This is a genomic window from Sinorhizobium fredii NGR234 (assembly GCF_000018545.1).
Lineage (GTDB): Bacteria > Pseudomonadota > Alphaproteobacteria > Rhizobiales > Rhizobiaceae > Sinorhizobium > Sinorhizobium fredii_A.
The window spans coordinates 469377-490159 of sequence record NC_012586.1; the positions used below are offsets into that span (position 1 = coordinate 469377).

Annotated in this window: 17 protein-coding genes and 1 pseudogene; 7 read left to right on the forward strand and 11 right to left on the reverse strand. The window is 61.0% G+C overall.

The annotated features are described in order from the left end of the window. The first annotated feature begins 259 nt into the window (after nucleotides 1-259). Nucleotides 260-895, forward strand: coding sequence for a DUF1326 domain-containing protein (locus NGR_RS02285; protein WP_012706529.1), 636 nt, complete (start codon nucleotides 260-262; stop codon nucleotides 893-895). Between the two features lie 261 nt (nucleotides 896-1156). Here the strand turns inward: NGR_RS02285 and NGR_RS02290 are convergent, their stop codons facing one another. Beyond that, complete coding sequence (locus NGR_RS02290) at nucleotides 1157-1513, reverse strand: low affinity iron permease family protein (protein WP_012706530.1); 357 nt, start codon at nucleotides 1511-1513, stop codon at nucleotides 1157-1159. Nucleotides 1514-1750: 237 nt separating this feature from the next. On the opposite strand from NGR_RS02290, the gene NGR_RS02295 reads away from it, so the two are divergent. Next, the gene (locus tag NGR_RS02295; protein ID WP_012706531.1) at nucleotides 1751-2560 is read left to right on the forward strand and encodes a Ku protein; all 810 of its coding nucleotides are present in this window, start codon (nucleotides 1751-1753) and stop codon (nucleotides 2558-2560) included. A 2-nt stretch (nucleotides 2561-2562) separates the two neighbouring features. Here NGR_RS02295 and NGR_RS02300 read toward each other — a convergent pair whose 3' ends face one another. From NGR_RS02300 to NGR_RS02310, 3 genes are read right to left on the reverse strand one after another with little or no spacing between them, the layout of a single operon-like run. Then, nucleotides 2563-2778 carry a KTSC domain-containing protein gene (locus NGR_RS02300; RefSeq protein ID WP_164923815.1) on the reverse strand — a complete coding sequence of 72 codons (216 nt, stop codon included), beginning with the start codon at nucleotides 2776-2778 and terminating at the stop codon, nucleotides 2563-2565. Between the two features lie 50 nt (nucleotides 2779-2828). After that, nucleotides 2829-5381: a DNA ligase D gene (gene ligD, locus NGR_RS02305; protein ID WP_012706532.1), complete on the reverse strand. Its 2553-nt coding sequence runs from the start codon at nucleotides 5379-5381 to the stop codon at nucleotides 2829-2831. Between the two features lie 3 nt (nucleotides 5382-5384). Continuing rightward, nucleotides 5385-6251 carry a Ku protein gene (locus tag NGR_RS02310; protein ID WP_012706533.1) on the reverse strand — a complete coding sequence of 289 codons (867 nt, stop codon included), beginning with the start codon at nucleotides 6249-6251 and terminating at the stop codon, nucleotides 5385-5387. A gap of 265 nt (nucleotides 6252-6516) precedes the next feature. On the opposite strand from NGR_RS02310, the pseudogene NGR_RS33545 reads away from it, so the two are divergent. Together NGR_RS33545 and NGR_RS32780 are read left to right on the forward strand one after the other, a co-directional pair. After that, nucleotides 6517-6621 (forward strand): annotated as a pseudogene (locus NGR_RS33545) (DUF2934 domain-containing protein); the annotation flags it as partial. Between the two features lie 21 nt (nucleotides 6622-6642). Then, a complete protein-coding gene (locus NGR_RS32780) occupies nucleotides 6643-6825 on the forward strand; it encodes a hypothetical protein (RefSeq protein ID WP_240545153.1) in 183 nt (60 codons plus the stop codon). 384 nt (nucleotides 6826-7209) lie between these two features. Here NGR_RS32780 and NGR_RS02320 read toward each other — a convergent pair whose 3' ends face one another. The 6 genes from NGR_RS02320 to NGR_RS02345 form a co-directional block, all read right to left on the reverse strand. Beyond that, nucleotides 7210-7698 carry a GNAT family N-acetyltransferase gene (locus tag NGR_RS02320; RefSeq protein ID WP_012706536.1) on the reverse strand — a complete coding sequence of 163 codons (489 nt, stop codon included), beginning with the start codon at nucleotides 7696-7698 and terminating at the stop codon, nucleotides 7210-7212. Nucleotides 7699-8078: 380 nt separating this feature from the next. Next, nucleotides 8079-10286 (reverse strand): xanthine dehydrogenase family protein molybdopterin-binding subunit, encoded by a 2208-nt coding sequence (locus NGR_RS02325; protein WP_012706537.1) that lies wholly within the window; start codon nucleotides 10284-10286, stop codon nucleotides 8079-8081. Beyond that, nucleotides 10283-11260, reverse strand: coding sequence for an FAD binding domain-containing protein (locus NGR_RS02330; protein ID WP_012706538.1), 978 nt, complete (start codon nucleotides 11258-11260; stop codon nucleotides 10283-10285). Before NGR_RS02330 ends, NGR_RS02325 begins: the two co-directional genes overlap by 4 nt. 3 nt (nucleotides 11261-11263) lie before the next feature. Beyond that, nucleotides 11264-11866: a (2Fe-2S)-binding protein gene (locus NGR_RS02335; RefSeq protein ID WP_012706539.1), complete on the reverse strand. Its 603-nt coding sequence runs from the start codon at nucleotides 11864-11866 to the stop codon at nucleotides 11264-11266. A gap of 120 nt (nucleotides 11867-11986) precedes the next feature. After that, complete coding sequence (locus NGR_RS02340; RefSeq protein ID WP_240545097.1) at nucleotides 11987-12676, reverse strand: helix-turn-helix domain-containing protein; 690 nt, start codon at nucleotides 12674-12676, stop codon at nucleotides 11987-11989. 380 nt (nucleotides 12677-13056) lie between these two features. Next, nucleotides 13057-13905, reverse strand: coding sequence for an oxidoreductase (locus NGR_RS02345; protein ID WP_012706541.1), 849 nt, complete (start codon nucleotides 13903-13905; stop codon nucleotides 13057-13059). Nucleotides 13906-14054: 149 nt separating this feature from the next. On the opposite strand from NGR_RS02345, the gene NGR_RS02350 reads away from it, so the two are divergent. After that, nucleotides 14055-14945, forward strand: coding sequence for a LysR family transcriptional regulator (locus NGR_RS02350; RefSeq protein WP_012706542.1), 891 nt, complete (start codon nucleotides 14055-14057; stop codon nucleotides 14943-14945). 457 nt (nucleotides 14946-15402) lie between these two features. Here NGR_RS02350 and NGR_RS02355 read toward each other — a convergent pair whose 3' ends face one another. Further along, on the reverse strand, nucleotides 15403-16329 hold the full coding sequence (locus NGR_RS02355; protein ID WP_012706544.1) for a LysR family transcriptional regulator: 927 nt from the start codon (nucleotides 16327-16329) through the stop codon (nucleotides 15403-15405). 154 nt (nucleotides 16330-16483) lie between these two features. On the opposite strand from NGR_RS02355, the gene NGR_RS02360 reads away from it, so the two are divergent. Then, nucleotides 16484-18181 carry a GMC family oxidoreductase gene (locus NGR_RS02360; RefSeq protein WP_012706545.1) on the forward strand — a complete coding sequence of 566 codons (1698 nt, stop codon included), beginning with the start codon at nucleotides 16484-16486 and terminating at the stop codon, nucleotides 18179-18181. Between the two features lie 22 nt (nucleotides 18182-18203). Then, complete coding sequence (locus NGR_RS02365; RefSeq protein WP_012706546.1) at nucleotides 18204-20717, forward strand: CoA transferase; 2514 nt, start codon at nucleotides 18204-18206, stop codon at nucleotides 20715-20717. Nucleotides 20718-20783 lie beyond the last annotated feature (66 nt).

Consider the following 20783-nt stretch of genomic DNA (forward strand, 5'->3'; position numbering starts at 1 on the left):
AGATAGCACCATTTGGTGATGAAATCTACGCCTCGATCGCCGACGAAAGGCCGTCGACGCGTCGAAGCCCCTTTGAAGCGACAGGACTTACCGTCGTGAATCCTTGCAATCTACGAATATAAAGCGCGATCGCTGGTCTTGGGACCGATAGGTTCGAGGCGGACATCAGCATCGTGTTCGCACTCCAGCCACGGCGCGGCTGGCCGGTCGAGACAGTGTCTGATACATTCTCCTCCACTGGAAAATCGGGGACGTTGCCATGGCCTATGTTGATTGGGCGATCAAAGGCCCCAAGATCGCAGCGTGCAGTTGCGATTACGGCTGCCCGTGCGAATTCAACGGCAAGCCGACCGAAGGCCTGTGCGAGGGCCTCGAATGCATGCTCATCGAAGAGGGATGGTTCGGCGACCTGCGGCTCGATGGACTGAAGGTCGCTGCCGTCTATCGCTGGCCGGGTCCGGTGCATGAGGGCGGCGGCGTCGTACGCGGATTCTTCGATGCCAATGCGGACCAGGCGCAGATCGATGCGCTGTTCACCATCCTCGGCGGCAAGGAACAGGAGCCGACGACCGTCTTCAATATTTATGGCTCCACCATCGCCCAAGAGCTCGAACCAATTTTCGCCCCGATCGAGTTTCACAGCGACATAGAGAAACGCACCGGCGGCTTCCGCATTGACGGCCATCTTGAACTCGAACTCGAGCCGATCAGGAATCCTGTCACCGGCGCGCTCCATCGCGCGCGCATCGTCCTGCCAGAAGGCTTCGAGTTCCGCGAGGCGGAGGTCGCAAGCGGTACGTTTACCGCAAACGGCGCAATCGCAATGGGGCGGCAGAAGCGTTACGGTGCACTTTGGCGCGCCGCCTACGGGCCGTACGGCATCATCGAAGAGTGAGCAAGCGCACGGTGCAACGCACCGAAGTCGGATGGCCCTTCTCGTCGAGCACGACGGACTCGCCATCCAGGTTATTCCTCTTATTCCTGACGCATGAATGGCATTACCACTTCCTGAGCAGTGCGGCATCGCGAGCGCCTGACTGGTAGATCCCCAATCGAGGAAAAACACAAAAATTCCCGGCCGGGATCGGGCTCGGAACCGCCGATCGGAGAGGGGTTGCAAAAACCTGCAGAGCTCCGAGGCAGCGCATGCGGCGCTCTATCGAGCGGTCTCTGTATTGGCTCTGCCTTGCTCTTCAGCTTCCGCTTCAAGCCGTTGGACTGCCGCGGCTATGTGCTCCGGCTGTTCGTGTTCCAGACCGACCACTTCATTCCGGGTCTCACGCATCGACACGATGATTTCGTCGAGCTTGGCATGGATTGCCGCTGTGTCGCGATAGCCTTGGATCAGCACCACGCTGGTGATCAAGATCGCTGCGACCGACAGAGCATAGGTGACGACGTTGGTGAGGCCGAAAGGCACCAGAGCGGTGCTGGCAATCATCGCCACGATCACGAAATAGAAGCCCGGCGGGCGAGAAAGAAAATCAGCCATTCGAAAAAGAAGTTGATTCACTTTTAGGCACTCCGCGATTTGGTGCTCTCATAACGCATCAATCGAGATCTGGTTCTACGTCCCTGCTTGGGCATAGGCGCGCGCAGTGGCGCGACAATGTTCGCATCAACGTGGCTGCGCCGACCCAATGAGCGAAGAGGGGATGGCCATTGGGACTTTGCGCTGCTGCTTAGGAACTAACTCGCACCAGGGCCGTTTCGATTGATCGAAGCTAGCAAGTTCACGAGGCCTCGCATTATGGCGCCCCGCTCCTTCTGGAAAGGCTACCTGAAACTGTCGCTCGTCACCTGTCCGGTGGCGATGTCTCCAGCGACCACCGAGAATGAAAAGGTTCGCTTCCACACGTTGAACCGGAAGACCAGCAATCGGGTCGTCAGCCAGTATGTCGATGCGGTCAGCGGAAAGCCCGTCAGCGAAGATGACGAAGTCAAAGGTTACCAGCGTGGCGAGGACGACTATGTGCTTTTGGAGGACGACGAGCTTGAGGCCGTCGGTCTGGAAAGCACGCGCACCATCGACATCGACATGTTCGTCGAGGCCGACAGCATTCGCTGGATCTGGTACGACAAGCCCCACTATCTCGTTCCCGACGACCCTGTCGGGGAAGAGGCCTTCTCGGTGATCCGCGATGCGATGGCCTCAACTGGCACAGTCGGGATCTCGAGGCTCGTCATGTATCGTCGTGAGCGCGCCGTTATGCTCGAGCCGAGAGGCAAGGGGATCGTTCTTTGGACGCTCCGATACGGCGACGAGGTCAGGCAACCCGAAGAGTTCTTCCGCAACATCGGCGATGACGACAACGATCCCGAACTGATGCGGCTCGTGACGACACTCATCGAAGAGCGCAGCAAGCCGTGGAATCCCGACATGGTGGGTGATCCCGTGCAGGACCGTCTCCTGGATATCATTTCCGCCAAGAAGAAGGGCCGCAAACGGGTGGCGAAAGCAAAGGCTGACGAAGGGGAGCGCCCGAGCAACGTCGTCAACATCATGGACGCCCTTCGCAAGAGCATCAGCTCGGAAAAGACGAAGAAGACGAAAAGCTGAGATCATGGAGATCCGTCGGGCTCCGAGACGTGATACTTGAAACGGTCTCGGATATGCGCGTTGAAGAACCGCCCCTTCGAAAACGCTCTTCTGAAGGCCGCATAGGTCTCCACAGGCACATCCTGATAGTCGTAGCGTTTGTCGTTGGTCAGGAGCCAGACAGACAACGTCCGCGTCTCGGCATCGTAATCTGCTCGCTTTATCAAATGCGACGGCATCGGCTTCACCGCTTTGAACTAGAAGATCGCTCGCGGCTCCTGTTCCACGATCAGGCAGCTTTCTTTCGTCTGACCTTCGGCTCCGCCAGTGGAACGGCCGCGGCGCGAAATTCCCCCCACGGGTCGGTGCTCAAAGATGCAAGCCGCGTCGGCGTATTCTCCACCGTGAAGTAGGCCGGGCCTATGCCAGGGGCCAGTTCATCCCAGGAGAGCGGCATCGATACCGCAGCCCCCGGTCGCGCTCTCGTCGAATAGGCTGCAACGGCAGTCGCTCCGCGTTGGTTTCTGAGATAATCGACCAGGATCTTGCCACGGCGCTTCGATTTGGTGATCGTTGACACGAAGCGGTCGGGACTGTCGGACGCCATCGCGTCGGCAATCGACTTGGTAAAAGCTTTGGCTACGGGCCATTCTGCCTTTGGCTTCAAGGGGGCTACGACGTGAAGGCCTTTGCCGCCGGATGTCTTGACGAAGGGAACAAGACCGGCCGCTTTCAGCCGGTCAGCGGTCTCAAACGCGGCTTCGATAACAGCTTCGAATGGCACGTCATCGCCCGGATCAAGATCCATGATGATCGTGTCCGGCCTTTCCCAGTCGGCCACCGTCGATCCCCACGGGTGGATTTCGAGAACGGCTGACTGGACGAGCGCCGTCAGGCCGTCGAGGTTCCTGATGCTCAAAAGCTGTTCGTCGGGTGGCTCCTTCGGATCATTGACGAGCACTATGTTGGGGTTCAGCCCCTTCCAGGCGTGTTTCTGGAAAAACTGCTCGCCGGCAATGCCGTTCGGGCATCGGACCAACGCCAGGGGACGTCCGACTATATGCGGCGCGATGAAGCGCCAGACCTCGGCGTAGTAGTCGGCGAGCCCCTCTTTCGTCACGCCTTCATCAGGCCAGTAGAGCCGGTCCGGGTGCGTGAGCTTGACGGTCCGCTGCGGCGGTTTGGGCTGAGCGGTCGCGGACCTGGGTGCCTCCCGCACGATGTCGCTGGCGAGCTTGTCTTCTCGCAAACCCCGGAACGACGCGTGGCGCAGATGGCCGTCGGCGGTCCAGGCCCTGAACTCGATCTCGGCGACGAGCTCGGGCTTGACGTATCGCACCTGGCGCGCGTCTTCCGCGCTAAGCCGCGCCGAAAACGGGCTATGCGTCGTCCTCAGGCGGTCCAGTCTTTTGAAGAGGTCTTCGGCGAGCGCCGCAGTGAACCCCGTGCCAACCCGCCCGACGTGGTGAAGCTTGCCGGCATCGTAGACGCCGAGCACCAGCGAGCCGATCGCCTTTCTCGACGTGGTCGAGGGCACGTAGCCAGCGACCACGAACTCCTGGCGTGCCGAGCACTTGGATTTGACCCAGCTCTTGTTCCGGCCGGTGCGATAGGGCGCGTCGCGCAGTTTCGAGACGACACCTTCAAGGCTCAGCCTGCAGGCGTGACGCAGCACCAGCTTGCCTTCCTCCTCGAAGTGATTGCTGAAGCGGATGATCCCGTCCGCTTCGCCGATCAGCTGTCCGAGCAGCTCTTTCCGTTTGGTGAGCGGCAGGGGGCGCAGATCGTAGCCATCGAGATGAAGAAGGTCGAACACGTAAAACCGGAAGCGGTCGCTGCGACCTTCGCTCAAGTCGGCTTGCAGCGCCGAGAAGTCCGACGCACCAGAACCGGTTTCGACGACGATCTCACCATCGATCAGCGCCGTTCCGATCGGCAGAGCCTGCGAGGCCGAGACCAGCGTCTTTCCGAATTTCTTGGTCCAGTCCAGCCCGCCGCGGGTGAGAAGCTTGACGCGGCCAGCTTCGATCCGCGCCTGCAGCCTGTAACCGTCGAACTTGATTTCGTGGAGCCAGCGCTCGCCGGCAGGAGCGGATGAAACAAGGGTGGCCAAGGCCGGCTCGACGAAATCCGGCAAAGGCGCAGCCTTGGCGCCCTTTATTTTGGCGGGATCAGGAACGTTGGCAACGGCCTGGCGCTCCGCTTGTTGCGAAGCGGCTTTCGTCGTGCCGCGGCCCTTCTTGCGTATCCTGCCTATCTTCGATGACCAGCCCGGCTCTTCGCCCGCCACATCCTTGATTTCGCGGCCGGTCAGAACCGATTCCGGCCGTTCCTCGAGAATGTCGGGGTCGTCTTCGGATCTGGCCGCCTCGTCGTCACCCTTGATCAGCAGCCAATTCTCACGCTTTTCGCGGGGTTTGCCGGCCATCCGAACCAGGTGCCAGCGCCCGCCAAGCTTTTCGCCACTGAGTTCGAAGTCGAGATGCCCCTTGGCGTAGCCCCGATCCGCGTCGCCAATCGGCGACCAGGTGCCACGATCCCAGAGAATTACGGTTCCGCCGCCATATTCTCCCTTCGGGATCGTCCCCTCGAAATCCCCATATTCGAGCGGGTGATCCTCGACGTGCACCGCCAGTCGCTTCTCGCCGGGGATAAGGCTCGGCCCCTTGGTGACGGCCCAGCTCTTCAAAACGCCATCCATCTCCAGGCGGAAATCATAGTGCAGGCGTGTGGCGTCGTGCTTCTGGACAACGAAGCTGTTGCCCGAGCGGCGCGCCTTGCGGCCTTTCGGTTCAGGGGTCGATCCGAAATTGCGCTTTTTCCGATAGATCTCGAGAGCCATGGCTCAGCTCGCCTTACGCCGCGGCGCAGCTTCCTTCGTCTTCGCCGCGCGGGTCGCTTTCTTCCTGGTTGGGGTGGTCGCGTTGGTTTTCTTGGCCTTCACGCCGGCGCTCTGCCGCAACGCCTCCATCAGGTCTACGACCCTTTCGCGTTTCGGCTCCTTGCGCGGCTCGATCTTCTTGCCTTCGAGTTTCGCCTTGACCAACTCGGCAAGTGCCTCCTCGTAGCGATCGTCGAACTTTGCCGGATCGAACTTGCCTCGCTTGGTCTTGATGATGTGCTCGGCAAGTTCCAGCATCTCGCCCTCGATCTTCAGGTCCGGCACTTCATCAAACGCGTCTTTGGCCGAGCGAACCTCGTAGTCGAAATTCAACGTCGTCGCGATCAGCCCGTCCTCATAAGCGCGGATCAGCAGCGTGCGCACCCGTCGGAACAGAACGGCTTGAGCAATGGCGGCTACCTTCTTCTTTCGCATGCCCTCGCGGATCAGAGCGAAGGCTTCCTCGGCATGGCTCTTGGTCGGAGCAAGGTAGTAGGGCTTGTCAAAATAAACGTCATCGATGTCACCGCAGGCGATGAAGGCCGAGACCGACAGGGTCTTGTCGCTCTGCGGAACGGCCGCGGCGATCTCTTCGGGCTCAAGCACGACGTAATCGCCGGATCCGACCTCATATCCCTTGACCTGATCGTCCTTTTCGACCGGCTTTCCCGTTTCACTGTCGACGAATTGCCGGTGAACGCGATTGCCGGTCGCACGGTTGATGGTGTGAAAGGCAATCCGTTCCGAGGTAGAGGCTGCAGTGTAAAGCGCCACCGGACAGCTCACCTCTGCGACTTTCAGATAGCCCTTCCAATTTGCTCTCGGCGCCACGTGCGGCCTCACTCTGGCAAAACGGCGCGGCATAGCGCGCGCAACATCCTTCGACGATCTGGAACGTGGATGTGAACGGGTTTGTTCCGCGCCTAGACATTGAGGAGGGCGTTGAGCTGAAAGCGCTTCGACGCCGACCAGCATACACCCGAAACAGGTTGCCGTTGTGCCTCATCCCACCTAAACTCGACCGCAGACACCCGACCAGCCGACACCGCCTTTCTCCCACCATTTCCCAGCCCTCATTCGACAAGGAGCGTGTGCCATGAGGACGAGCCAGGAAGAACTTATCAGGACGCGGGCTTACGAGTTATGGGAGCGAGCCGGGCGTCCGGAGGGGGACGGCGTCCAGCATTGGCTGCAGGCCTCTGAGGAGATTCGGTCGACCGGGATGGATGGCGCAAGCGTCGGGGCGAACACGACACCGAATGCTGAAGCTGCACCGGCGGTCGGGGTCAACGCGAAGAAAGTCGCTAAACCAACTGGAAAGGCCGCGAAGCCGCAGAAGAGTGCTGCCAGCGGCAACGGCGTCCCTCCCACCAAGAAGAAGGCCAAACGGACGGAAGGCGCTTGATCAGCCACGCCGCCGTTGCGCCGTCGCTGTCCTATTTCAGTTAGGATGGCTCCAGTTGTATGGAACACATCCCGTCGCGGAAGATGCCTTCGTCAGGGAAGGTCGGTCGCCGCGTCGGTCTCCTGCGTTTGCGTCGATCAACCGATTTTGTGCCGGCGCAGAACAAGGATCTCAAATCCTGATGACGGCGGCCGCGTCAACGAGAACGTCTCTGATCTTGTCTACAGGCAGGTCTCATTTTCCCGCCGCTGAGTTGAAATTGGCGCCAAAAACGACCTTTGGCTCCGCTGCTCTCGATAGCGGCAGCGGGCGGGGAGCGGTCACCCAGGGCTGGCACGCGGAACGACCGAGTTGCGGACTTTGCTGCCGTTGCATCCATTCTGCTCACCGCCTAGCCAGCATTGGCAAGATCAAGCCCCATCTGGTCTCTTGAGGTGGTCCAGACGGTTCGAACCCCAACTTCTTGTAGACGGCTATCGCCCGTTCATTGTCTGGATGCGGATCGGTCGCGATCACAGGTACGCCCTCATCGAAAAGAGCCTGCATCCTCATTCCGATAAACGCTGAACCATGTCCAACGCCGACCATTTCGGGGTCTCCGATATATTGATCAATTCCCCGCGACCCTTTGGGAAGACCGGCAAAATGGTGATCTTCCCATCCGTGCACCGTGTAGTCCTGCAAGAACGCAAAGGGCCGTTCGTTAATTGAAATGATCCAGCGAGCCACCCGAGGATCAATCAGTTCTGCTTCACCATACGGCTCACCAGAACCCCACCATTCCAGGACATACGGATTCGACCGCCACGCCTTCAGTAAGGCGAGATCATCCAGGGTCGCTCTGCGAAACTCGTACGAATTGATCGCGAACATTAGATCACTCTAGCAGATTGTGCGACGGTGGTATGGGTGGATCTTTCGTATTGCTCAGAGGCCAAAAGGGCGGGTATCCGCTTGGGTCAGGTCTGCAGCGATGCGAACGAGCTCTCCGTTTGATGTGAGTTTCGAGGGCAGTCAGGTGACGACGATCGTTGTTCCGACTGAAGGAACCAGCAACCGGGTTATCGTGAATGCAGCAATGAAACTGGCGAGCAGCAGCGCTGCATCCGCACGGCTCATGCCGTGCGGGTTGATCTGCGCGTCTAGCTACAACCGGCAGCGCCGGCCATTCACGACCGCGTGGGAGAGATCGATCGCGGTCGCCCGATGACCTCCGCCAAAGCGTACATTCGGCGCATAAGCCAATGTCATGGTTATGCGGTCAGCACATCCTCGATGTGGATTGGCAGTGAGCGCACACGCTTGCCGGTCGCGTGGAATACCGCGTTTGCTATCGCCGGTGCGGTACCTACCAAAGCGATCTCGCCGAGCCCTTTCACCCCAAGCGGGTTTACATGCGGATCGACTTCATCGACGAAGAGCGCTTCCAGCTTGGGGATATCGAGATTCACGGGCATGAGATAATCGGCCATGTGGGCATTGACCGGCCGGCCGTCACGCCGATCGAGAACAGTGCGCTCCATCATCGCCATGCCCATGCCGCCAATCATCCCGCCCGTGCATTGGCTTCTGGCAAGCAGCGGATTGACCACGCGGCCTATGCCGTAGGCTCCGACGATGCGACGTATCCGGATGGTTCCGACATCGGGGTCAATGGCGACTTCGGCAAACACCGCGCCGAAGGAATGCATCGAATAGAGTTCCGCCGCTTCGGGATCGCGCTGTGCAGATCCCTCCGCCTCCACCGGCGCGCCGGTCCTGGCGACGATGTCCTGATAGGACAAACCGCCCGATGCTTCCCCACGTCGGCGCAAACGCCCCTCGCTCCACTCAAGATCGTCCACCGACGCCGCGAAGATCGGTGAGTCAGGATCCGCTACCGCGCGCCGGGCCGCCTGCGCCTGCGCCTCAACACAGGCAGCCCGGATTGCCGATCCCACCGACGCCATCGTCCACGAACCGCCATGCGAGGGAGTCTGCGGGAAATGCGACCTGCCGAGCCTGAACCGGACCTGCTCTTGCTGCAAACCGAGGAATTCCGCCGCGACCTGGGTCATGGACGTATAGGTTCCCGGCCCCATGTCGCTCGCCGCCGCCTCGACCTCGGCCAAGCCGTCCGCGAGCAGCCGTACTCTGGCGCTCGCAGGCGCATGGTAGGCCGGATAGGTGGCGGTTGCGGCTCCCATGCCGATCAGAAGACGCCCGTCGCGCATGGAACGCGGTTCAGGTGTTCTCCGAGCCCAGCCGAAGCGTTCGGACCCGAGCTCATAGCATTGCATCAGCGAGCGACTGGAAAACGGCTTGTTTTCGGCTTCGTCGCGTCGCGGTTCATTTCGCCGCCTCAATTCGATCGGATCGACCCCGAGCTTGTAGGACAGCTCGTCCATCGCGCTTTCGAGTGCAAAGATGCCGCTTGCCTCACCTGGACCACGCATATGATTGGGCGTGCTCGTGTCGAGTTGCGCCAAGCGGTACTGGGTGCGCACATTGGGGCAGGAATACAGGTAGGCGGTGACGGCGGTAAGTGCCTCCGTGAACTGCTCGTAGCGGCTCGTTTCGCCCGTGCCTTCGTGTATTACTCCGGTAAGCTTGCCGTCCGGTGTCGCGCCAAGCGCAATGCGTTGAAGCGTGCGCGGCCGGTGGCCGGTCGTGAAGAACATCTGCTTGCGGGTCAGCACAAGCTTGACGGCTCGCCCTGTTTGGCGCGCCGCAAGTGCCGCTAGCGTCACATGCGGCCAGGTCCTCAGACTTGTTCCAAAGGCTCCACCGATGAAGGGGCAGATGACTTCCACATTATCGACGGGCAGACCAAACACCGCGGCGATCTCGGCTTGCTCATTGACCAGATACTGGCTCTTGCTCCAAAGCGTCAGTCGATCGCCGCTCCAGGCAGCGATCGTCGCGTGCGGCTCCATGGGATTGTGGTTTTCTCGGGCAATCTCATAGGTCTCGTCGATCATGACCGGTGCCTGCGTCACCGCGGCATCGGCATCGCCCCGTGATCCGTCGGCCGACTTCGGAGCGATCCTCTCCATGGTCTGGTCTGCATGGTCGACGATCGGCCGCTTAGCCACGTATGTGATACGCAGTGCGGCCGCAGCGCGCTCGGCGTGATCGAGGTTGTCCGCAACAACGATGGCAACGGGCTGCCCGTAAAATTGCACCCGGTCGTCCTGCAAGACATGAAGGCGCTCACCCACGGCCGGGTCTATGACGCCTTTATGCGGTAGATAGGGCAGCTTCTGCGCATTGCGGTGCGTTATCACGGCGACAACGCCTGGCATGCGCTCGACCTCGGTGCTGGCGACCTCCGTCACTCGGCCGAGACCGACAGTGGCGCTGACAATCACGGCGTAGAGCTGGCCCGGTTGGTTGAAATCGGCGGCGTAACGTGCCGTGCCGGTGACCTTGGCGCGACCGTCGACACGGGTCACAGGCTTTCCAATGAAGCTCACGCTCATGCGACTTCTCCCGCCAGTTCCAGCGCCCGGACGACCGTCCGCGGCAAGAGTTCGACTTTGAATTGGTTGTGATGCAGCGGCCGCGCGCCCTGAATGGCGAGTTGCGCAGCTTCCTCGAAGGCCCGCCGTTCGGGCCGTTTTCCCACCAACGCGGCCTCGCAATCGCGAAGACGCCAGGGCCGCGTGCCGACCCCGCCCACCGCAAGACGTACCTGACGGATCACGCCATCTGCGACCAGGAGGGCGACCGCCGCCGACACCAGCGCGAATTCGTAGGAAGCGCGGTCGCGGACCTTCAGATAGCGCGCATGGCGACTGTGAGGCCCACCGGGGACACGTATTTCGACGATGAGTTCGCCTGGAAGCAATGTGTGTTCGAGATGCGGCGTGTCGCCCGGCAGCCGGAAGAGTTCTTCAACCGGGAAGCTGCGCTCGCCCTGCGGCCCTCGCACCCGCATCGTCGCATCGAGAGCCACGAGGGCGACGGCGACGTCGGAAGGGTGGGTGGCAACGCAGTAATCGCTCGTGCCAAGGATCGCATGACCGGAGTTCAAGCCGTCGATCGCGGCGCAGCCGGAGCCGGGCGCACGCTTGTTGCAGCCGGCATCCAGCATGCGGAAATATGGACATCGCACCCGCTGCAGCAGGTTGCCGCCCATCGACGCCATGTTCCGCAGTTGGGGGGACGCGCCCTCGATCAGGCTTTCCGCGATCAGCGGTTGCAGGCGCTGGACGTTCGGATCCGCGGCAACCTCGGCCATGCGCGCCAGCGCGCCGATGACCAGATCGTCACCCTCAATACGGATGCCGCCGAACGGAAGGCTGTTGATGTCGATGAGCCGCTCCGGACGCTCGACCTCCTCGCGCATCAAGTCGACAAGCGTCGTGCCGCCGGCAATGAAGCGCGCGCCGGAAGCGGCCGCCGCGATCGCGTCTTCGGTGCTAAGTGGCTTCTCCAACGTGAAGGGGAACATGGCTCAGCTCCTCCCGGCCGCGTCGGCGACGGCTGCGACGATGCCTGGATAGGCACCGCAGCGACAGATATTGCCGCTCATCCAGAACTGTATTTCCTCCGGCGAGCCGGCGTGGCCTTCGGCAATGCAGCCGAGACCGGACATGATTTGGCCGGGCGTGCAGAATCCGCACTGCAACCCGTCGTGCTCCACGAAGGCTTCCTGGAGGGGATGAAGGGCGCCGTCCTTCTCGACCCCCTCGATCGTTTCGATCCGGGCGCCGTCGTACATGGATGCCAATGTGAGGCAGGAGACGATGCGTTTGCCGTTCACAAGAACGGTGCACGCGCCGCAGGCACCTTGGTTGCAACCTTTCTTCGTGCCGGTCAGATCGAGAGTCTCGCGCAGGACGTCCAGCACCGACTGGCGCGGGTCGACAGTCAGCGTGTGGCCGCGACCGTTCACGGTCAGCGTCAAGGTCACGGCGGCAGCGGCAGGGGCATTCGTCGCTGCAGCCGAACCAGGCGGCAATGCGGCAAGTGCCGCTGCCGCGGCTGTTGCCTGAAGCGCCTCCCGGCGCGAGATGCGGGGTCCCGATAAGTGCAGTGCTGACGGATTCTCGGCCATGGAGGAACCTCTTCTGCAACTGGAGTGATCGATCGCGGCAAAGAATAGGGGCGACGCTGCCGCGGCACTGTCGCGATCTTTTGAAGTTGTCTGAAAGTTGCGATGATCGGTGGCCCAACTTCAGAGCCGCCTGCGGAACTCGCTCGGTGTCAGGCCGACGACCTTGCGAAAGCTCGCCGAGAAAGAGGACTGTGTTTCGTATCCCACGATGAGAGCGATATCGATGATGCGCAGCGCTCGGTCCTTCAGCAGCGTCTTGGCATGGGCGATCCGCTGGTGGGTCAGCCAGCCGTATGGCGTATGCCCGGTGGCCATCCGGAAGGCCGTGCAGAAATGAAAGCGGCTCAAACTGACCAGATCCGCGAGCTCCTGAATCCGGATATTCGCCGCAAGATTTTCGCGCATGTAGGTCGTCACGCGCCTGACTTGCCAGTTCGACAGGCCGCGCCGCGGCCCAGGCGAGATTGGCACCGAAGTTGCGGAGTGGGCTCTGAGGAGCTGAAGGCATGCAAGATCGAGAAGTTGCTCGATGAACAGGTGCGATATCGCATCGCCCGAACTGATTTCGTCGTTGATCAACGTCATGATCGTGAACAGCTTGGGGTCGCTGAAATGCACGCGGCCGAGAAGGTCGGGTTCCCGACCATTTCCCACCTGATCCGAGCAGGCGAGAAAGCGGCTACGCCCCAGGAAGGCGTTCGAGACCTCGACGGCACCATCCACGCGCCAGAACCCTCTATGCCCTCTCGGCCAGAACGATATCATCCCGGACCTTGCCGGAGCAGAAATCGTTTGCCGGCCGATCTTCACCGAGGCGGTGCCGGTACCGGCATATGTCGCGGAAAGAATGTGATCTTCGAGGGCCGGCAGATCGTATTCGAATGGCTTGTTATGCCAGCGGCCGACGAGCCGTGTGTCGCCGGAAAACGCCTCTGGAACGACAGGGGGCGATACGCCTCCTTGCAAACGGCGAACGTGAACCGTCGTATCCGCAAGCGCATGTCCGCCCATGGAGGACATCTCCTATCGATCTGCAGGAGCCTGTGTCTCCTGTGACGCTTAGCATTTCTCGCGGCGATCGATAAGTCACACTTTTGTCGGGCGCTGCTGACGTGGGCATTCGCCCCGTTCTGATTGTCAAGGACGATGGCTCCGTTGGCCTCATTGCGAACGGAGCCTCGGAGGAGGGATCAGGCGGCTATCTCGTCCTTCGGGAAATCCGTGGAGAGCGCAAGTTCGCGCCACTCGGCAAGCTCCCTGGCTACACCGGCATTCTGCTCCTCGATCACGGCGACCGTGTCGCTTCCGAAGGGCATGCGGAGCGGCGGGTTGGCCGCGTTGACCAGGGTGGCGATCCCGGCGGCAAGCTTCACCGGATTGCCCGGCTGAGAACGGTTCGCCTGGGCCGCAAAGGTGCGCATGTCGCCTGCCGGCGTGCCGACATAGTCGGGGATTGCAGCCGCACTGACCGACAGCGAGTTGTCGGCGAGAAAATCGGTGCGGAAGAACCCGGGCTCGACGATCGTCACCTTGATGCCGAATGGCTTGAGTTCGGCCGCAAGTGACTCCGAAAGCCCTTCGACGGCGAACTTGGTGGAACCGTAAACGCCCCAGCCGGGATAACCGAAGTATCCGCCGACAGACGAGAAATTCAGAACATGACCAGCACGCTGGCGGCGCATGTACGGTAGTACGGCACGCGTGACCTTCAGCAATCCGAAGACATTGGTGGCATAGAGCTTCTCAACTTCCTCTGCCGTCGCTTCCTCGACTGCGCCGAGCAGACCATAACCGGCATTGTTGACGAGGATGTCAATGCGGCCGAAGCGCTCGATGGCCTTTGCGGCCGCGTCCTTCGCCTGGGCTTCGTTCGTGACGTCGAGTGCGACGGCGAGAAGATTGGGGTTATCGCCAAACTGCTCGACGACGGTGCTTGAATTGCGGGCGGTAGCGACCACGGCGTCGCCGGCTGCCAGTGCTTCTTTGGTCATCAGCGCGCCGAAGCCGCGGGATGCACCAGTGATGAACCAGACCTTCATGACACGTTCCTTTTAGGGTCGATTCGGCCTTTCAAAGCCGATGTGGTTGTTCGCGTCCGCATCTCTGTGCTGACGGGCTGAATTTGACCTAAATCGTTCTGATGCATAAGGTTTGTTATTTTCGAGACTATGATGAGCGGTGTTCAGTAATGCGCGCGTCCGAGCTTTCCGAACTTGCAGCCTTTGCGGCCGTCGCCCGTCACAAGAGCTTTCGAATGGCGGGCGAGGAGAGGGGCGTTACGGCTTCGGCAATAAGCCACGCGATCCTCAATCTCGAGAACCGGATCGGTGTTCGGCTCTTGAATCGCACGACGCGCAGCGTCTCGCTGACGGAAGCAGGCGACCTCTTGCAATCGTATCTCGATCCGGCTTTCGGCGAGATCACATCCGCGCTCGATGCGCTGAACAGATTTCGCGACACGCCCTTTGGCCGGGTCAGAATCAATGTGCCGAACTCTGTCGCCCCATTTGTGATTGGCCACGTCATCGGGCCTTTGCTCGCGAAGAATCCCAACCTGCAACTGGAAGTCAGCGCCACCGATCGCCTGGTTGATATCGTCAAGGAGGGTTTCGATGCTGGCATAAGGTTCGGGGAGCGGGTGAGCGAGGGGATGATTGCAGTGCGCATCAAGCCACAGCTGCGCCTCGTCGTCGTCGGCTCGCCCGCCTATTTCGAGCGGCGGTCGGTGCCGATCACACCGCACGACCTCAAACGCCATTTCTGCATCCAGAATATGTTCCCTTCCGGGGCCAGATATGCCTGGGACTTTAAGAAGGGCGGACAGTCGGTGAGCTTCCAGCCGACCGGGCCCCTTTCGCTTGACGATCACGAGTTGATGGTTGAGGCCGCGCTCAGCGGTGTGGCGCTCGCCTATGTCTGGGAAAACCGTGTGCAAAAGCACATTGCAGACGGTGAACTCGTGCAAGTTCTGGACGACTGGTGTCAGCCGGAGGAGCCCCTTTACCTCTACTACCCCAGTCGGCGCCACTTATCTGCGGGTTTCCGTGCTTTGATCGATGCGATGAAGGGGCCAGTGTGAATCTATCGCGCGGTTTGCTTGCTGCGTCCTACCGCTGGGCAGCAGGCGCTCGAGGCGGGCGCGCTCGGTCGTCTGTAGTGGGTCGAATTTACCCGTTCCCATGCGTCTCGGAAGGGTGGTGAGCGGAAGTTTAAGCCGCAAAAAGCAGCTACTGCTGATCGCGATCAAAGCAGACTTACACTCTTAGGAGGCTAAAGTTCTTCACCACCGATAGAACCTCCTTGTACGGAAGCGTCGTGGCGCCGGCGACAGCGACGGAGATAGGGCGGCAACAGCGATCGGCAGCACCGCCGTCCGGTTGGATTGTCGAAAGCTTGCGCGTCGCCTCGAACAACTGGCTCGAATCGGGGATGTTGTCGGCCGGCCCGGGAGTGGGATCTTCAAAGACGTTCGTGGCCGAGCCCTTGCGTTCGGCCCGCCTGGTGATTCGCGCGTCATTTGCACGCCGGGTTCAACCTCAGTTCCACACGCGGTTGACAGCGTCAAATGCAATCTTGATAGCCGGATCGTCCATGCGCGCACCCAAGCACACGAAACTCAAAGCCGTTTCGATTGCGACCTTGTCGGCAATTACAAGACCGTGTGCTTGCTGCTCATGTAGTGCAAGGGATTCTCGGCAGAGGCTTAGCCCAAGACCCGTGCGGACCATCGCAAGCATGGATGGCTCCTGATCGACGGATGCGACGATGTTTTGGCGGACCCCTAGCTTTCCAAACACCTCGCTTAAAAGGCGATTGTGGACGGACGCGTGCGGCGTGCCGATCCACGGCAGGGCCGCAAGGGCAACCCAGTCCTGTCCACGTACAAAAGCCGCGAGCGATGGCGGCGCGACGACGCGGTAGGTCAGTCGGGCCAGTTCGCGAACGTGAAAGAGGCTGTCGCTTCCGTCCGCAGTGGCGCTTGCCACTGGATCGAAGTCTCTGATATCGCCAAGGAAAAAGCCGACATCCAGTTCGTTTCGCCGGAGCCCTTCCGGCACATCGCCGCTCATGCCGTGGCGAAGCTCCGTTTCGATCCCAGGTCCGCTGTCGACGAGGGCCTTCAGAAAACCGCCAAGCCTGGTGAACTCCGGATCGATGATCGTGCCGATCCTGAGCTTGCCGCGCACCTGCGCGCCTAAATGTCGGGCCGTCTGCCCGAAATCTTGGAGAGCGGCGAACACCTGTTCGGCCTTCGCGGCCAGCAACGCGCCCTGATGGGTCAGTTCCAATCCCTTGGACGTGCGCCGGAACAGGGTGACGCCTGTATCGGAGGCAAGACGTTTCAGGTGCTGGCTGAGAGCGGGCTGGGTGAGGTGCAGTTGCTCGGAAGCGCGCGTGACATTTCCTTCGCGAGCCACCGCAACAAACGCTCTCAGGGTCTTCAAGTCGATCGGGTGAGGCATATTAGTCCCGCTTATAATGTTTTGTCGCACTTCTAATTGGATTTCTCTCGGATTCAAGTTTTATCTGAGAAAGGACGAGGGAGGCGTGGGAAATGAGCCTATTACCGATCGATCTTTATAAGCCTGTGTCTCGATGCGCAGGAGCGTTCGCCCGATGAAACAGACGTCCGCCGTGCGCGACAACAATCTGGAGTTCGACTACATCGTCGTCGGTGGAGGCTCTGCCGGCTGCCTGCTGGCAAACCGTCTCAGCCGCGATCCCGCGACGCGCGTGCTTTTGCTGGAAGCGGGCAGGAAGGATGATTATCCCTGGATCCATATCCCTGTCGGCTACCTCTATTGCATCGGCAATCCGCGCACCGATTGGCTATTCAAGACCGAGCCGGACGCCGGGCTGAATGGCCGGTCGCTACGCTATCCCCGCGGCAAGACGCTCGGCGGCTGCTCCTCCATCAATGGCATGATCTATATGCGCGGGCAGGCCCGCGACTTTGACGGCTGGGCCGCGGCAACGGGAGACGATGCCTGGTCGTGGGAGAATTCTCTGCCGGACTTCAAAGCCCATGAGGATCACTACCGCCTGGACGGCGGCGCGGATTATCAGACGGGCGGCAACAGTCGGTTCTCCGACATGCACGGTCATGGCGGTGAATGGCGTGTCGAGAAGCAGCGGCTGAAATGGGACATCCTGGAGTCCTTTGCCGAGGCGGCCGTTCAGGCCGGCATCCCGCGTTCGGACGATTTCAACAGCGGTGACAATGAAGGCGTCGGCTATTTCGAAGTGAATCAGAGATCCGGCTGGCGCTGGAATACGTCGAAAGCCTTCCTCCGCCCTGCCAAAACTCGGCCGAACCTCAGCATCTGGACGCAGTCGCATGTCGAGAGGCTGATGTTGGAGACGGACGCTTCAGGGCGCACGCGCTGCGCCGGCGTCGTTCTGAGCCGTCGGGGGGACAGGGTGGAGGTACGCGCCAAGAAGGAGGTCATCCTTTCCGCCGGCGCGATCGGCTCTCCGCATATCTTGCAATTGTCGGGCATTGGGCCGGCACACCTGCTGAAGCGCCACGGCATAGAGGTGGTGCATGATCTACCTGGCGTGGGAGAAAACCTGCAGGATCACTTGCAGATTCGCGCCGTCTACAAGGTCGGCAATGCGAAAACACTGAACACGATTGCCAACAGCCTGATAGGGAAGGCGATGATCGGGCTTGAATATGCATTACGGCGCAGCGGCCCGATGAGCATGGCGCCCTCCCAACTTGGCGCCTTCACCCGGTCGGATGCAGCGCAGGCCCACGCCAATCTGGAATTTCATGTCCAGCCGCTCAGCCTCGATGCCTTCGGCGAGCCGCTGCACCGCATTCCCGCCTTTACCGCGAGCGTCTGCAACCTCAATCCGACGAGTGTCGGAACCGTCCGGCTGCGCTCCGGCAAGGCCAGCGATGCACCGGCGATCGCGCCGAACTATCTCAGCACGGAAGACGACCGGCGGATTGCCGCCGACAGCATCCGCCAGATCCGCAGGATCGTGACGCAGTCGGCTCTTGCGAAATATCGGCCGGAGGAGTGGAAGCCTGGCCCCCAGTTCCAGAGCGACGAAGAACTCGCCAAGCTCGCCGGGGACATCGCCAACACGATTTTCCATCCTGTCGGGACGACAAAGATGGGGCGCGATGACGATCCGACGGCGGTGGTCGACAGTCGCCTGCGGGTGAGAGGAATCGCCGGCCTTCGTGTCGTCGACGCGGGCATCATGCCAAAAATCACCAGCGGCAACACGAATGCCCCGACGCTGATGATTGCGGAAAAGACGGCGCGCTGGATCGTTGAAGAAGCCCGGCAGCTCGCATGAAATACTTTGGGAGGACACTTCAATGACATCGATCTCGCGTTCGGCGCTTCCGCTTTCCGGCGTTCGGGTGGTCGACTTCGGCCAATATATCGCCGGGCCAGCGGTGGCCATGATCCTCGGCGATCTCGGCGCAACCGTCGTGCATGTCGACCCACCCGGAGGTCCCATGTGGGACAATCCCGCCAACGCAATCCTCAATCGCAACAAGCTGATCGTCACCATCGATCTGAAGACCGCGCATGGGCTTGAAGAGGCGAGGGCGCTCATTGCCGGAGCCGATGTTGTCATCGAGAATTTCCGCCCCGGCGTCATGGCCCGGCTCGGCCTCGATTTTGAAGCGTTGCGCACGGTGCGCCCGGAGCTGATTACCCTGTCGATCCCCGGTTTTGGCTCCAACGACCAGTTGCGCCGCGATTGGCGGGCTTTCGAAACGGTGATCGCGGCGTCCTCCGGTGTCTTCACCGATATGGGGCTGAACCGGGTGTTGATGGGCATCAACCCGTCCTTCTCGCCGCTGCCGTTGGCCTCCGCCTATGGCACAATGCTGGCGGCCTCCGCGACGGTGCTCGCGCTCCAGGCACGGGAACGCACCGGCCACGGCGACCATATCGAGGTGCCACTGGCAAGCGCGGTGATGGAGGGGCTCTCCTACAACTCGATCAAGATCGACGACTATCCGCTGCGCTACCAGACCCAACGCGAGCGAGAGATCGAGCGGCGGCAGCGCGAAGGCTTGCCGATGGACATGTCCTACGAGGACCTCCAGCAGTTTCTGGATCCCTTCTATCGCAGCTACCTGTGCAGCGATGGGCGCATGTTCTACGTCGTCTGCCCCAGCCACAGGAATCATGCAAAGCGCTGCCTGCAGGCCCTGGGCCTCTACGATGAGCTCGCCGCCGAGGGTCTTCGCGAAGAGGAAGACACTTACCTGCCGGTTTCGCAGTGGTCTTCGGATGTCTCGCTGGGCGTTTACCCCCTGCCGAAACACTGGGCCGACAAAATCGCGGCTCGGATGAAAGAGGTTTTCCTGACGAAGACGGCGGCAGAGTGGGAACGCATTTTTGGGGAAGGTCTGTTTCCGGGCGCGCCGCAGCGCTGGCTGAAGGAGTGGATCAGCGATGATCACGCCAACGCCGCGGGGCTGATGATCGAGGTCGACGATCCGGTTTACGGACGCATGACGCAGCCGGGGCCTTTGACTTGGCTCCAGGAAAGCGCCGAAGCCATGCTTACGCCGCAACCGCGACGGTGGGGATCTGTCGATGAAGCGGTGGAACTGCTGTCCCGCACGGGCTCGTTGAAGATACCGGCCGCGACGTCGAGCAACTCCGGAGGCTGGCTGGATGGCGTAAAGGTGCTCGACCTGTGCAACGTCATAGCCGGTCCCCATTCGGTCGCCTATCTCGCCCGCTTCGGGGCGGAGGTCATCAAGATCGACCCCGCCAAGCCGCTTTACGACTGCTGGAATACCGTGATTTTCGGCATGTCGCATATGTGCGGCAAGCAGTCAGTTCTCTTGAATATCGGCTCGCCCGACGGGCGAGTGGTCTTCGAGCACTTGGTAAAATCCGTTGATGTCGTGGTCTGGAACGCCACCGATCGGCAAGTGAAGTGGATGGGCCTCGATGCCGAGAGCCTGGAGGCGCTCAATCCGAATGCGATCTTCTGCCAGCTCGACTGCTTCGGCGGCGTGAGGAAGGGGCCGCGCACCGACTATCTCGGCTATGACGATCTGGTCCAGTCGGCAACGGGCATCATGCTGCGTTTTGGCGGATCGATGCAGACGCCGGAAGAGCATGCGCATGTTGGCACGATCGATGTCATGTGCGGCTTTGGAGCCGCTCTGGGTGTGGCGGCTGCCCTCTATCAGAAATCGAAGACGGGTATCGTCGGCCGGCCACGGACTTCCCTTTCGGCGCTGACCGGACTTGCGCAGATTCCGTTCTGCTACGAATACGAGGGGCGCGGGCCCTTCGACGAGCCGTCCGGCCGTGACATCAAAGGGTATGACGCCCTGTCGCGGCTCTACGAGACCGGATCCGGTGACTATATTCTCCTATGCGCAACCGAGGCGGATCTGCCGCGGCTTGTAACTGTTGAAGGGCTGGAGAGGCTCGCTTCGGTCGCGGTGCCAGACCGCGAAGGCTGGCTTGCCCGCGCCTTCATGTCCGCACCGGCCGAAACCTGGCAGCACCGATTGTTACAGGCCGATGTCGGCGTGTCGCTTTGCGAGAACATCGAGACGATTAGGGCCAGGAGTGCGAGGGTTTCGGACGGAACTCCGGGTACCGACCGTGGCAGCTATTCCTTTTCGATCTTCCCCGACCATCCGAGTGGTCACACGGTGACCCAGCTTGATCCCTTCGCGATCCGGCCGGCGGTCGGCAAGGTCATCGCAGTGACTCCGGCGGAAAAATACGGCGCCTCGACGCGCTCGGTCCTCAAGGCCCTGAATTACACCGATGCTGAGATCGATCGGATGATCGCTTCGGGAACGGCAAGCGAAACATGGAGCGCGGAGTATCTGCCGAGCTGACGGATAACGGTGGTGCCGGTTCGTGGAGGAGCCGGAGCCGCCCGACAGTCCCTCGATGTTTGGCGA